The organism is Flavobacterium daejeonense DSM 17708, assembly GCF_000425425.1.
Lineage (GTDB): Bacteria > Bacteroidota > Bacteroidia > Flavobacteriales > Flavobacteriaceae > Flavobacterium > Flavobacterium daejeonense.
Genome location: NZ_AUDK01000028.1, coordinates 1 through 13928, shown reverse-complemented (window position 1 = coordinate 13928; position 13928 = coordinate 1). Strand labels below are relative to the sequence as shown.

The following is a 13928-nucleotide window of genomic DNA, read 5'->3' as shown; positions in this document are numbered from 1 at the left end:
TGAACAAATTTACTACATATTTTAAGGACGACCTATATTTTTTATAGCTTCTTTTTTACTTAATGGCTTCAAATTACTTTTTGAAACAAAATCAAATACGGCTTCGGGATTGGTTTTAGCATATTCCCGTAAAGCCCAGCCGATTGCTTTTTGAATAAAAAATTCCTTCGAATTTAGATGTTGGATCCCAATGGATTGCAGTAATTCAAAATCGGTTTTTTCTTTGTAACCCAGTTGAAACAGAATAGCACTCCTGTTGAGCCACATGTTTTCGGAATTTGAAAATTGAAAGATTACTTCCGGAATCATTTCTGGAAATTCTATGAGATATTGTCCTAAAATGTATTTCGAAATCGTATCTACGCTGTCCCACCAGGAATGGGTAATAATTAAATTTTCAATGAGTTGAATGTCTTCTTTTTTGTATTTTCCTTTGAGTTCTTTTGTTAGCATTTCAATCGCGCAATAGTGTAATTCTCTGGGCTCTTTGGCATACAATTCTAAAGCGATGGTTCTGGCGTTTTTTGAAACTGCTGCTTTGTTTGCTTTCCAAATTTCCTGAAACTTTTGTCTTCTTTCGGTGGTTTTGATGCCGTAAAAAACAAAATGATTTTTCATGTATTTAGCCATCGGAACAGCATTCTCTGGAGTTGCGTTTTCCTGAAACGCTGTTTCTAATTGAGCTATAAATGCCATTTTAAAATTTGTTTAGTTTTTGGGAACAATAATTTCGAATATCTTCAAAGAAGAGTGTAAATTCATTTTCAAATTCGTCGTAAAAAGCTAGCAATTCTTCTGAAGCAAAACGCATATTGGAATTGTTTTGGGTTCGTCGATCCATTTGCGTCAAAATTTGGTGAATGCCTTCGATGGTTTGATAGCTCGAAAGCCAGTTTTGTTTTTCCATATAAGGAAGGATGTTTTTAGTTTTTTCGCTTAAAACGGCATGATTTTGATGCAACGACTGGTAAAATTCGGATACAAAATCGTCTAAATTTTCTTCAGAGTACTTTTCCCAGTTTTTGGCTAAAAAATGATCGTAATAAATATCGACAATCACACCGGCATAATGATGATAACGTTCGTGAAGCCGTTTGGTACTTTGCCTGAAAAGCGGATGCTCATCGGTAAAAGTATCGATAGCCCGATGTAACAAAATTCCTTTTTGAATGGCTTCCGGATATTTTTCAAATTGTTTCCCGCGAATACCATCAGCCATGAAATTGCCGATTTTTATATATTCGTTGTTTCCGGAAAGATAGATGTGTGCTAAGAAATTCATTCGTCTAAAATATGAAATCTAATTGACTTTTGTTAGCTGTCAATTGTTATATTTGTTCCCAATATTCTTTAAATAACCAAATAAATTAAATAGAAACAAGAATGACATTAATAAAATCAATATCAGGAATTAGAGGAACCATTGGCGGAAAAGTAGGAGATAATCTTACTCCGGTTGATGCGGTAAAATTTGCTTCGGCTTACGGAACCTGGCTGAAAAATACTAAAGGGCAGGATGCTAAAAATTTAAAAGTAGTAGTAGGTCGTGATGCCCGAATTTCGGGGCCAATGATTCATAATTTGGTAGTAAATACCCTAGTTGGTTTAGGAATTGATGTTATTGATTTAGGACTTTCGACAACGCCAACGGTTGAAGTAGCAGTGCCACTGGAAAGTGCTGATGGCGGAATTATTTTGACAGCTTCACATAATCCAAAACAATGGAACGCATTGAAATTGCTGAATGATAAAGGAGAGTTTTTAAACGGAGTGGAAGGTGAAAAAATTCTGACTATTGCCGAGGCAGAAGCTTTTGAATTTTCGGATGTGGATAATTTAGGCGAAGTAATTGAAAATAATGCTTATATGGATATTCATATCGATGAAGTGTTGAACTTGTCTTTAGTTGATATTGAAGCTGTAAAAGCGGCTAAATTTAAAGTTGTGGTTGATGGGGTGAATTCTTCAGGCGGTGTTATTATTCCAAAATTATTAGAAGTAATGGGTGTGGAAGTCGTAAAATTATATTGCGAACCAAACGGTCATTTCCCTCACAATCCGGAACCGTTGAAAGAACATTTGACGGATATCTGCGAATTGGTAGTAGAAGAAAAAGCGGATTTTGGTATCGTGGTCGATCCGGATGTGGATCGTTTGGCTTTTATAAGTGACGACGGAGAAATGTTTGGTGAAGAATATACTTTGGTTGCCGTTGCTGATTATGTGTTGAGTAAAATGCCTGGAAATACCGTTTCTAATATGTCTTCATCCCGTGCATTGCGCGATGTGACCTTAGCTCACGGCGGAAGTTACGAAGCCAGCGCAGTAGGTGAGGTGAATGTGGTGGAATTGATGAAGAAAAACAATGCCGTTATTGGTGGCGAAGGAAACGGTGGAATCATTTATCCGGAGTCGCATTACGGGCGTGACAGTTTGGTAGGAGTGGCTTTGTTTTTGACACATTTAGCCAATAAAAAAATGAGTGTTTCGGCTTTGCGTGCTTCTTATCCGGAGTATTATATGAGCAAAAACAAAATTGAATTAACGCCTCAAATTGATGTAGATGCGATTTTAGTGGCTATGACTGAGAAATACAAAAATGAAGATATTTCTACAGTTGACGGAGTGAAAATTGATTTTGCTAACGAATGGGTACATTTGAGAAAATCCAATACCGAACCGATTATTCGTATTTATACCGAAGCGCCTTTGCAATCACAGGCTGATGCTTTGGCATTGCGTATTATTGATGAAATCAAAGCAATCGCAGGAATTTAATTGCTGTTTTTATAAAGAAGAATCCCTTTCAAATTTAATTTTGAAAGGGATTTTTTAATTTATTTTGAATCCATTTTTTTGATAATTTCTCTAAGCAAGTTATTGTGTTCTTCTCTTAAACGAATGAATTTGTTAACCCAGGTATAGATCAAATAAAAGATTCCAAATAAAATTGCTATGTAGATTATCACAAAAAAGAAAGGAAATAACATCATGTTGTAAAAGGTTTTAGGTTAATAGTATTTGATTTTGAAAAATTAATTCTTTCAGAAATTCATTTAGATAGGGCTTTTATATTTAATCCCATTGATTAGAGGATGATACGGCTAGTTTTCCTCCACCTGTAAAGAATAAGGTTAAAGCTCCTGAAATGTATAAACCTAATAACTCTAATTGCCAACCGCCAGCTTCATTTAAAGATAATATTTGGTTACTGTGTACTAAAAACAGGGCAAATAATGCACCTGAAATATAAACTACCGAAGATATTCTGGTTCTAAAACCAGCTATAATCAATAAAGGAGCGATAATTTCAGTAAAATAAACGCCATAAGATAGTATGGAAGGCAATCCTTTTTCTTCCAGCATTCCTGCAATGAATGACGTTTTTCCAATTTTAGCAATTCCGTGCAATAACATTAATCCTCCCACAGCGATTCGAAGGATTAGTAAACCTAAATCAGTGTTTTTGTTCATAATTTTATTTTTTAATAGTTTGAACTAAAATACTGCTATTTTATTTAAAATAAGATATTAGTGTGAAATTTAGTTTTTTTAGTTATTCCGCTAATCTATTTTCAATATCCATTCTTTCATGTAAAACTCTAACAACTTCAATTTTATTGGTTTTGTCTTTTTTGAAGAAAATTATGTGAGATTTTACTTTTGAATAGCGATATGATTTTCTAATTTTTCCAATGTCAAGTGCCATGTCAAAATTACGGGTGATGTATTCAATTTCGTCAATAATTAAATTATAGTATCTATCTGCTTGTTCAACAGACCAATTTTCTGCCGTATAAATCCAAATGTTATTAATGTCTTCTAATGCCTTTTCACTAATTATATACGCTGACATTATTTTTGAAAATTAGCTTTTAGTATTTCAAGATTTTTATCGCGGTCAAAATTTCTGATTTTACTACTTTTTTCACCAATTTTGAGTTCATTGATTAGCGATTTTTTTTTCATTTCTTCTTGTTCAAATACTCTTAAAGCAGTTCTGATAACTTCACTTACAGAACTATATTTTCCAGTGGAAATTTGTTCTTCAATGAATTTTTCAAAATAGTCTCCCAATAATATTGATGTATTTCGTGCCATAACTTTTATTTTTATCAAAGATACCAATTATTGGTATTAAATTCAAATTTCTTCTTTAAAGAGAATCCAATACCGAACCTAATATCCGCATTTATACCGAAGCACCTTTGCAATCTCAGACTGATGCTTTGGCCTTGAGTATTATTGATGAAATCAAAGCAATCGCAGGAATTTAAGTTCTGCTGGTTACAACTAAAAAATCCCTTTCAAATTTGATTTTGAAAGGGATTTTTTTATATGTAATATTTTAGTACATGACAAAATATATTTTGTCATGTACTAAAAATTAAAAATTGACCCTAAAACTCATATTAGGAGTCAAACCTAACGATTGGTTGTTTACTTGTATGGCTTTTGAAGAATCATTAGGATCGACTTTGTAATAGCGATTAATCGTGTTTTTTTGATTGGAAATATTAATCACCGCGGCTCTTACTGTCGCTTTTACAGCCGAACTGAACTTGAAATTGTAACTGAGAGAAGCGTCGAAACGAAGGAAATCATCCAGGTTCAGGCTGTTTGGCGCATCGTAATTCACAAAAGTATGGTTGCCGTTTTGCACGGTTTCGTTTCCTTCAACCGGTTTGGTATAAGGAATGCCGCTGTGGTAATTTCCTCCAATGGAGATTTTAAAATTTTCCAGAATATTGTAATTGAATCCAAAAGTTACCGTATGTCGCATATCGACATTATTCGGGAATATTGAAGGTGTGAAACTTTCAAAATCATAATTGTTCTCACTAAAAGTATAACTCAGCCAGCTACTGTATTTTTGGGTGGTTTTGTTAATTAGGAATTCGATTCCTTTGTCGGTATAACTTCCGTGCGCATTTTGGTATTGAAAATTGTTGTAAAATCCTTGGTTGGAAGCGGTAATTCCGTCAACCAGTTTGTAAAAAGCGGTAAGTTCGATATTCCAGTTGTTTTGCTGAAATTCAAATCCTGCCGAAGCCTGTTTGCTTCTTGCAATAGGAATCGTATTGTTGTTGACCAATTGCCAGCGTCTTTTTTCCACACCCAGAAAATCATCTTCAAAATCGATGATTTGAGTGGTGGTTTGATTTTTAAATTCGCCTTCTACTTTCAAAGCCAATTGTTTGCTAAGTTCCTGTCTGAAATTGATTCGGGGTTCCAAAAGTAGTTTTTGAAATTTTTGAAAATAATTTAAACGCACCCCCAGTCTTAAAAAAGTATTGTTTTTATGAAAGGTCGATTCGCTAAACAACGCGTGATTGAGCAAAACACTTTTTTTCGTACTGGAGTAAAACGGATTGTTGACACGGGTTTGATTGAGCATGCCGGTTTCGTTAATTTGATAACCGTTTAAAAGTTGCAGATTTTCATTAAAAGTATAATTCAAATTCAATTTGGTTCCGGTTTCAATAACCTCATTGGCCTCGGTTAAAAGCTGGTCGTTGGCAATGCGATAATCGCGGGAATCAATATTGTATCTCGAATAATAGCTGCTCAGTTGGCTGGAAAATTTGTCGGTCCATTGGGCTTTCCAGTTTCCGCCAAGTCCCATGTTTTTTTGCGAAAGCGCACTGGATTTGGATTTCGTATCATCTGAATTATAATTTTCAGCATAATTTAATTCATTGGTAATCCCGATAAAATTGGCTCTAAACTGATGTTTTTCGTTTAAATCGTATAAAATTTTGGCAGTATAATCATAGAAATAAAAATCCGATTGTGTGTTTTTATCAGTGTTATCGGCATTGATTTCGGTGTCCTGAAAACTTTTTTTGTAATAATTGGAATAGGTAGGCGTATTAATAAAATCGGTGATGGAATGCCGCGCCGAAAGATCAATTTCCAAGTTTTTTGCCAATGGAATTTCGACAAAAATATCTCCGCTAATGAGATTAATTCCGGCTCCGCCCGAAACCGAATTTTTAATTTCGTCGTTGGTGCTCATGTTTACCGTTCCGGAAACACCATCGCTAAATTCGGCGCTGGTACCGTTTTTAGTCACCACAACTTTATTGGTCAAATTAGGATTGTAAGCCGAAATTAAACCAAAAAAATGTCCCGAATGATACATTTTGATATTGTCCCAAAGCATTAAATTCTGATCGTTCGTACCGCCGCGAATGTTGATGTTGGCAATACTTTCGTTACTGCTTTCCACTCCCGGTAAAGTTTGAATGGATTGCAATACATCAGGATCGCTCAGTCCGGGAAGTATGCCAAATTTTTTGGTGTTTAAAACGGTACTTCCATCGGTGTTTTTTTGTAATCCGGGGGTTAGAAATACCGGGATCAAAACCGGATTTAATTCTTCTTTTGTTGGTTTTAAAGAAATTGATAAACCTTTTTTTCCGGCGGCAAAAAAGTCTTTGGCTTTGAATTCTTTGGTTCCGTAACCTATGTACGAAATAGTTACCAAGGCTTCGACAGGGATGTTTTCTAAGTTGAAATTTCCGTTTTTATTGCTGATAGCCCATTTAGAGTTACTGGTTCGGACAGAAGCGCCCGGAAGTACGGTATTGGAATTTTCATCGAGAACCGTTCCGTTAATTGTAATGGTTTTGTCTAAGGCCGAAATGGTAATGTATCGATCGTCCAGCGCTTTAAAATTAAGCGGAACTTTGGCATTCAAATAAGCAATAGTTTCCTCAAGGCTGAGCGTAACTGCAGGTTTTTCGATACTGATAGTGGCAATATCGGCTACGGCATAGGAAAATTTTACTTTATACTGTTGTTCAATATTTTTGATAATAGTAGTCAGGGGTAACGGAGTAGTGGTTTGTTGCGCCCAACTCCAATTACCGATGCTGAAAACTAAAATAAAAATCCATTTACTGAACTTCATATTTGTAAAAAATAATCGTTTTTCCTTTTATTTTATAACTTAATCGCAACGGAATAGTCACCGATTCCAAGGCTGTTTTTTGATTGGTATGCGTAAAACTTCCGGTGAATAATTGCGTGGTATCAATTTTCTCAGTTTCAATTTTTATGTCGTATTGACGTTGCAATTCGGCAATAACCTGATGCAGCGGAATTCGGTTAAAACTCGATTCTTTTTGCAACCAGGAAGGCGTTTCGGCATCAAAATCGTCTGTTTTTTCAATACGATTATTAATGACTCTGAAACTTTTTCCCGGAGGTAATTTGACGGTCGTATTTTTATAAGTCACACTTACTAAACCTTCAAAACAGCTTACTTCATAATAGTTGTCTCTTTGTTTTACGTCAAAATGAGTTCCTAAAACTTTTACAATTCCATCAGCGGTTTTTACGCTAAAGGTTTTTCCTTTTTGCACCTGAAAATACGCTTCTCCTTCCAAGGTTAAATCGCGCTGTTTGTTCCAGTTTTTTTCGTTAAACGTAATTTTAGACGAAGCATTTAGCAAAACTTCGGAATTGTCGGGTAATTTAAATGTTTGGGTTTGTGCAATTCCGGTTTCAAAAGACTGAGTACTGTTTGAAAATAAGAAATAAGCCGAAGCCAGTAAAACCACAAAAATCGCCGCAACTTTATAAATGGTTTTAAAATATAACGGACGCACTTTAGGTTTCTTTTTAGTCTGATTTCTGTTTTTGAACGCTGCTAAAGCTTCCTGAGCATCAATTTTCGGAGTATCGAAATGCGCGGAATAATGCGCGATTTTTTCCAGCGTATGGAAATCTTCCGATTGTTTTAAATCTTCGATTTCCCTGTCCGAAAGTTCTCCGTTAAGCCATTTTAATATTTCTTTTTCCTTTTTCATCAGTTCTCGCTATAGTGGTAAGACAACTGTGTCGTTATTTACCCTACTTTCAGTGAATTAAATATTTTCTATTTGTTCTTTTAATATTTTTAAAGCTGCCGACATTCTTTTTTCGACTGCTTTTTGACTGATTTCTAAAATTTCGGCAATTTCCCGGTATTTTTTTCCGTCAATGCGATTCATCAAAAAAACTTCTCTTTGTGCTTCGCTTAGGGAAGCGATGGCGTTTTGCAGTTTGATTTTAAATTCTTCTTCTTCTAAAAGATATTCCGGACTCTGATTGGTTTTGTCCGGAGGCGGAGTGTCTTTGGCGAAAGCCAAAACTACTTTTTGATGTTTTACCGAATTTAGAAAAAGATTATTGATTGAGGTAAATAAATAGGTTTTGACTTTGGTAAAATCAATTTGAGAACAATTTTCCCAAATTTTAGCAAAGGCTTCCTGAACTAAATCCAAAGCCGCATCGCTGTCTCCTGATTTATAGTAGGCAAAATTGGTAGCCGATTGAATATTTTTGATGTAAAAATCACTAAAACAGGATTCTTCACAAAGGCTATTTTTTTTCTCTGGCATTCTGGTAGGTTTGGAATTTGGTTAATGTAAAAGTAGCTTATTTTTTTAAAACTGTATAACTTGAAATAAAACTAAAAATTTTAAAGAATGCAATTTGCTGGTTTTTAATTGTTTAAAATTTATTGTGCTTTTTTTTGATTTTTAGGGTGGGGAAAAAAACACCTGAGTTGTCTTACTATCAGAAATGCGAATAAATCGTCATTATTAACAATTAGAAAATATTAAATTTGAAGTTATGAAAACATTAAAAATGATTACCGGAATTGCATTGATGAGTATTTTTAGTTTAACATCATGCCAAAGTGAAGTAGATGACGTACAGGGAGACAATCCAAATACGAATACGGCTAATTCGACCACGACTACTAATCTGAAAAGAGTTTCCATGTATGATGGTTCATCGGATGATTTTATTGATGGTTCGTCCTGTTCTTCGATAAAATTTCCTTTTAAAGCTATAGTAAACGGAGTGACTGTTAATTTTATTAGTCAATTGAGCTACGAATCTGCAATTAGTATTCTTGGCGAATTCAATAATGATACCGATACCGTAGAAATTCAGTTTCCTGTAACAATTAAAATGAGTGATTATACTGAGGTTACTGTTACCAGTCAGTCACAATATGATGCAATAGTGAATAGTTGTAGTGAAGCAGAAGATGATAGTAAAGATGCCATTTCTTCTTTAAATATTAGTTTTCCAATCACAATATTAACTTATGATGCGAGTTTAGAACAAACAGGAAGTGTGGTGATTTTAACGGAGCAACAATTGTTTAACTATATGGCTAATTTAAGTGCAACGGGTTACTATTCAGTAAAATACCCAATTGTAGTAACACTTGCTGATGATTCTACGATGGAAATAAACAGTGATTCAGAATTAAAATCCAGTGTTAATGCTGCTTTAGCTATCGAATCTTCGATGGAAGTTGCCGCTGAAAATAAAGCCAAATTAGAAGCGATTTTAGTAAACGGTACTTTTAAAGTAAATTCGTTTATTAATGCAGGAGTTGATTCGGCTAATAATTATGCGAATGCAACGATTGATTTTGCTAATGACTGGAAAGTAAAATCCATGAATGCATTAACCACTATTGCATCGGGAACCTATTCCGTTACATCTGAAACGGAAGTGTATTTAGAATTTGGGTTTACAGGAAGTACTAATTTTAGTTTGTTTAACAGTGAATGGAAAGTAAGTAGTTTTACAAGTTCTACGATTACTTTGCAAAGTAAAACGAATAGTGCCATTACTTTGGTTTTGAAGCAAATTTAAAGGTTTAAGGTTCGTTTTTGCAGATAATTTGTTTTTAATTTCTATTTTGCAAAAGAAAGTCGTTTTTAAAACATAAATAAATGAAGAAAATTTTAGCTGTTATTGCTTTAACTTGTTTATTCTTAACCTCTTGTTCTGATTCTAATTCAGACGCGAATAGTAAATCCGCTAACCAAAAAGGATTAGGAACCTCAGCTCACGATTTATTGTCTGAAGACAAGTTTGACAGTATGATTATTGAAGTGGTTTATGTAGAAGGCTATGAACCTTCGGCAACAGCAATAACTAATTTTAAAAATTTCTTAACGAGCCGAATTAATAAATCAGGAGGGATTACCATTGAAAAAAGAGCCATTCCGTCTCCGGGTAATGCAAGTTATACAGACGCACAAATTATTGCAATAGAGAATGCAAACAGAATTTTTTATAATGACGGCAGTCAAATTGCAGTATGGGCTTTTTTTGCAGATGCTAAATCTTCCAAAGACACCGATACTTCGGTTATTTTAGGGACGGCTTACAGGAATACTTCTTTTGTAATCTATGAAAATACAGTAAAAAAATTAAGTGGAGGTCTTAATAGACCTAGTACAACAGTATTAGAAACTACGGTTATGAGTCATGAATTTGGTCATATTTTAGGATTAACGAATGCCGGAACCGTTATGCAATCAGATCATGAAGATGCAAATCATAAAAGACATTGTAATGTATCTAGTTGTTTGATGTATTGGGAATCCGAATCAGGGAGTAATCTTTTTGGAGGAAACATTCCGCAGTTGGATGCACAATGCATTGCCGATCTTCAGGCTAACGGCGGGAAATAAAAAATATAAATTATGAAAAAAGTATTGATTACACTGTTGTTATTTGGAATAACGGCAGGAATGAAAGCACAAAATAGTAATGAGTCACATGTAGGAATTAAAGGAGGTTATAATTTGGCTTCCGTAAGTTTTGATGGTGACGGAGAAACCGATCAGCGTCATGGTTTTCATGTGGGAATTTATGGAGAATCTTTCCTGAGTGAAGCCTTTTCGATTCAGCCGGAATTGTTGTTTTCACAACAGGGTTATGAAGTAACCAATAGTTCCGGAAAATTTACCCAAAAATTAAATTATATCAACTTGCCTGTGATGTTTAAGGCTTATCCTTCCCGAAACTTTTTTCTGGAAGCGGGACCGCAAATAGGAGTTGCCGTAACACATAAAGAAGTCTATGACGGAGTATTTAGCAGTACTCAGGAATACAATCCGGATAGTTTTGACTGGGGAATGAATTTTGGAGCGGGTATTAAAACCGATTCAGGAATTAGCCTTGGCGTAAGATACCATCTGGGATTAGGAGATTTATATGACGAACAGAAAGCCCAAAACAGACTTTGGATGTTTTCTTTAGGAATTGATTTGTAAGCCCCAAATCTGTCATTTGAATTATAAAAAAGCTTAGCCTTAATTTTTGGCTAAGCTTTTTTAGTTTAGTTTTTATGGTGTTTCCATCTTTTGTGCGTCCAGAAATAATATTCAGGAGCTTCATAAATTTGTTTTTCGACTTCTTTGATGTAGCGATGGATGATTTCATAATTCGGAAGCGATTTTGGATCATCGGTTATTGGAACTAAGGTAGCTTCGTAATAACCTCTTTTTACTTTGGTTACTTTGGCAAAAACCACATTCAGATTGTATTTTTTAGACAATAATTCCGGGCCAATATGAACCGGAGTTTCCATTCCCATAAAATTTTCCCAATGCGCTATTTGTTTGGTTTTTGGCGATTGGTCACTAACCAGTCCGTACAGAGACAAAATTCCTTTTCGTTGGTTGTTCGCCATTAACGGAATCGTTTTGTCAGTAGATACTAATTCGGTTTTGAATTCAGAACGTATGTCTTTGACCAGTTTGTCAAAATAACGGTTGGCAATTTTTTTATAAACACCAACCCCTTGATAAGAAGATTTAAGATTGATGGCAATTAACCATTCCCAACTGGCATAATGGGATGCTAAAACCATAATACTTCGGTTTTTTGCTTCGTATTCTTCGAGTAATTCCAAATTGGTAATTTTAAATCTTTCCTGCATTTCTTCGGCCGAAATAGACATGGTTTTTACCATTTCCATAAATAAGTCACAAAAATGATGATAGAATTTTTTCTCAATTTCTAAACGTTCTTCGTCACTCAGTTCTGGCAAAGCAATTTTTAAATTGTATTTTACGGTTTTTTTGCGATAGCCAATGATGTAGTAAACCACAAAATAGACCAGGTCAGAAATCCAGTAAAATATACGAAAAGGTAAAATCGATATCAGCCAAAGCAGGGGATAAGCGATAATATAGGCTAAAAATTGCATGCAGGTTTTTTTAGCAAATATAAGTCAAAAATGATAATCACAATAAACTGTGCTCATATACCTGAAGCCTCTAAAGGAATTCTTATATTTACCCTTGTAAATAATAACGACTTATGAATACTTTTTTGATTGCAATAATTGTTGCCAATATACTTTTTAGTTATAAAGGTTTTAATGATTCTTCTTTTTTTAGAAAATACGAATTCCATATTGGGCGAATTCGTTCCGGAGAACAAATTCGAATGATCACTTCCGGTTTTCTTCATGCCGATTTGGGACATTTGGCTTTTAATATGATTACACTATTCTTTTTTGCTCCGGTTGTGAGTTCTTATTTAGGGAATTTGATGTTTGTAATCATTTATTTTGCCAGTTTAATTTTTGGAAGTTTGCTTACTTTGGTTATTCATAAAAATGAATACAATTACCGTGCTATCGGAGCTTCGGGGGCGGTTACGGGAGTTTTGTATTCTGCTATTTTATTGCGTCCTGATATGATGTTAGGAATCTTTTTTGTGATTCCGATGCCGGCTTATGTTTTTGGAATTTTGTATTTGTTGTATTCTATTTACGGAATGAAAGCTAAAAATGACGGCATAGGACATACGGCACATTTTGGCGGAGCTATTGGCGGCTATTTAATTACCTTATTAGTTTATCCGGATTTGTTAGTGTTACATCCGTTGATGGTCAGTTTGTTAACGATTCCGATAGTGCTTCTTTTTATTTTAATAAAGATGAAGAAGTTTTAATGGCACAACTTTTGGTTGCTTTCTATAAATTTTAAAAAATATAAACATGAAAAGAACAATAGTATTTTTAGCCTTGATGTTAATGACTTTATCTTATGGTCAGGAAACAAAACCAGTTCCTCAAATTACCGTTTCAGGAGAAGGAAAAGTAAAAGTAATCCCGGATCAGGCAACGGTTTCGGTTTCAGTAGAAACCAAAGGAAACGTTGCCAAAGATGTTAAAAAAGAAAACGACGAAAAAATTGACGCTGTTTTAAAACTCATCAAAAAAATGAATTTGGCTCCAACAGATTACCGAACTCAGCGTGTAAGTTTGAATCCGCAGTATGATTACGAGAAAAGGAAAACTTCGTATAATGCTACTCAGACTATCGAAATTATCGTTAGAGATTTGAATAAATATGATGAATTAATGGAAGGTTTGGTCAATCAGGGAATTAACCGAATTGATAATGTGGTTTTCCAATCGTCTAAATTAGCGCAATATGAATCGGAAGCGAGAAAATTAGCGATGAAAGAAGCCAAACATAAGGCAGAAGACTATGTTTCGGTTTTAGGTCAAAAAGTAGGACGTGCTTTGACAATTTCTGATAATACTCAAAGTTATACGCCGCAACCGGTTTACGCCCGATTTAAAACAATGGCAATGGAAAGTGATGCTGCTCCAAGAGAAACTCTGGCTATGGGAGAAATTACAATTACGGCTAATGTAAGTGTGAATTTTATTTTGGAATAAAAAGAAAAATATAAGGAAATGAAAAAGCCCGTAAAATCATGTTTTACGGGCTTTTTTATATTTTGAGATTAATCTAATTAGTTATCCCTTATAAAACAAATAACTACCTGATTGTTATTTTATTACTATAAAATTTAGCTAGAAAGAGATGGTAATAATTGCCGAAAAAGGTATATTCGAGTATAAAAAAGTGGCAATATGTTAGGCAAAATAAAACCCGATTTACAACAAAATTTATTCAAAACTAGACTCACAGACCTTATCAACCTTGGACATCCATTGGTAAAATTATCCCAAGAGATTTCTTGGGATAAAATGGAGGTTGAGTTCGAAAATTTATATTCGACTCAAGGAAGACCCTCAATACCGATTCGTAAAATAGCAGGAATGTTGCTCTTGAAAGAGATGTTTAAAGAAAGTG

The 13928-nt window shown here is 34.5% G+C and carries 15 protein-coding genes and 2 pseudogenes; 8 read left to right on the top strand and 9 right to left on the bottom strand.

Annotated features, from left to right (window positions below; genetic code table 11):
* Positions 1-21 precede the first annotated feature (21 nt).
* Together H599_RS0115805 and H599_RS0115800 are read right to left on the bottom strand one after the other, a co-directional pair.
* The gene (locus H599_RS0115805; protein ID WP_026715015.1) at positions 22-696 is read right to left on the bottom strand and encodes a DNA alkylation repair protein; all 675 of its coding nucleotides are present in this window, start codon (positions 694-696) and stop codon (positions 22-24) included.
* Position 697: 1 nt separating this feature from the next.
* A complete protein-coding gene (locus H599_RS0115800; RefSeq protein WP_026715014.1) occupies positions 698-1282 on the bottom strand; it encodes an acyl carrier protein phosphodiesterase in 585 nt (194 codons plus the stop codon).
* 101 nt (positions 1283-1383) lie between these two features.
* On the opposite strand from H599_RS0115800, the gene glmM reads away from it, so the two are divergent.
* Positions 1384-2778, top strand: a complete 1395-nt coding sequence (glmM, locus tag H599_RS0115795) for a phosphoglucosamine mutase (protein ID WP_026715013.1) — start codon at positions 1384-1386, stop codon at positions 2776-2778.
* Between the two features lie 297 nt (positions 2779-3075).
* On the opposite strand, the gene H599_RS0115785 is transcribed toward glmM, so the two are convergent.
* The 3 genes from H599_RS0115785 to H599_RS0115775 all read right to left on the bottom strand — a co-directional run bounded on the left by H599_RS0115785 (position 3076) and on the right by H599_RS0115775 (position 4101).
* A complete protein-coding gene (locus H599_RS0115785; RefSeq protein WP_026715012.1) occupies positions 3076-3474 on the bottom strand; it encodes a DoxX family protein in 399 nt (132 codons plus the stop codon).
* Positions 3475-3556: 82 nt separating this feature from the next.
* A complete protein-coding gene (locus H599_RS0115780; protein WP_026715011.1) occupies positions 3557-3856 on the bottom strand; it encodes a type II toxin-antitoxin system RelE/ParE family toxin in 300 nt (99 codons plus the stop codon).
* Positions 3856-4101: a type II toxin-antitoxin system ParD family antitoxin gene (locus tag H599_RS0115775; protein ID WP_026715010.1), complete on the bottom strand. Its 246-nt coding sequence runs from the start codon at positions 4099-4101 to the stop codon at positions 3856-3858. Before H599_RS0115775 ends, H599_RS0115780 begins: the two co-directional genes overlap by 1 nt.
* Before the next feature lie 59 nt (positions 4102-4160).
* Here H599_RS0115775 and H599_RS21385 point away from each other — a divergent pair.
* Positions 4161-4277: pseudogene (locus tag H599_RS21385) on the top strand (hypothetical protein); the annotation flags it as partial.
* 110 nt (positions 4278-4387) lie between these two features.
* On the opposite strand, the gene H599_RS0115770 reads toward H599_RS21385, so the two are convergent.
* The 3 genes from H599_RS0115770 to H599_RS0115760 are packed head-to-tail and all read right to left on the bottom strand — an operon-like array spanning position 4388 to position 8390.
* Complete coding sequence (locus tag H599_RS0115770; RefSeq protein ID WP_026715009.1) at positions 4388-6916, bottom strand: TonB-dependent receptor; 2529 nt, start codon at positions 6914-6916, stop codon at positions 4388-4390.
* Positions 6903-7817, bottom strand: a complete 915-nt coding sequence (locus H599_RS0115765; protein WP_026715008.1) for a FecR family protein — start codon at positions 7815-7817, stop codon at positions 6903-6905. Before H599_RS0115765 ends, H599_RS0115770 begins: the two co-directional genes overlap by 14 nt.
* A gap of 57 nt (positions 7818-7874) precedes the next feature.
* The gene (locus H599_RS0115760) at positions 7875-8390 is read right to left on the bottom strand and encodes an RNA polymerase sigma factor (RefSeq protein WP_026715007.1); all 516 of its coding nucleotides are present in this window, start codon (positions 8388-8390) and stop codon (positions 7875-7877) included.
* 235 nt (positions 8391-8625) lie between these two features.
* Between H599_RS0115760 and H599_RS0115755 the strand changes: the two genes are divergently transcribed.
* The 3 genes from H599_RS0115755 to H599_RS0115745 all read left to right on the top strand — a co-directional run bounded on the left by H599_RS0115755 (position 8626) and on the right by H599_RS0115745 (position 11081).
* Complete coding sequence (locus tag H599_RS0115755) at positions 8626-9669, top strand: hypothetical protein (protein ID WP_026715006.1); 1044 nt, start codon at positions 8626-8628, stop codon at positions 9667-9669.
* Between the two features lie 80 nt (positions 9670-9749).
* The gene (locus tag H599_RS0115750; protein ID WP_026715005.1) at positions 9750-10496 is read left to right on the top strand and encodes a membrane metalloprotease; all 747 of its coding nucleotides are present in this window, start codon (positions 9750-9752) and stop codon (positions 10494-10496) included.
* Between the two features lie 12 nt (positions 10497-10508).
* A complete protein-coding gene (locus H599_RS0115745) occupies positions 10509-11081 on the top strand; it encodes a porin family protein (protein ID WP_026715004.1) in 573 nt (190 codons plus the stop codon).
* A 65-nt stretch (positions 11082-11146) separates the two neighbouring features.
* Here the strand turns inward: H599_RS0115745 and H599_RS0115740 are convergent, their stop codons facing one another.
* Positions 11147-12019, bottom strand: a complete 873-nt coding sequence (locus H599_RS0115740; RefSeq protein ID WP_026715003.1) for a lysophospholipid acyltransferase family protein — start codon at positions 12017-12019, stop codon at positions 11147-11149.
* Between the two features lie 113 nt (positions 12020-12132).
* On the opposite strand from H599_RS0115740, the gene H599_RS0115735 reads away from it, so the two are divergent.
* The 3 genes and pseudogenes from H599_RS0115735 to H599_RS19925 all read left to right on the top strand — a co-directional run.
* Positions 12133-12771 carry a rhomboid family intramembrane serine protease gene (locus tag H599_RS0115735; RefSeq protein WP_026715002.1) on the top strand — a complete coding sequence of 213 codons (639 nt, stop codon included), beginning with the start codon at positions 12133-12135 and terminating at the stop codon, positions 12769-12771.
* 46 nt (positions 12772-12817) lie between these two features.
* The gene (locus H599_RS0115730) at positions 12818-13507 is read left to right on the top strand and encodes an SIMPL domain-containing protein (protein WP_026715001.1); all 690 of its coding nucleotides are present in this window, start codon (positions 12818-12820) and stop codon (positions 13505-13507) included.
* Positions 13508-13705: 198 nt separating this feature from the next.
* A pseudogene (locus tag H599_RS19925) lies at positions 13706-13928 on the top strand (IS5/IS1182 family transposase); the annotation flags it as partial.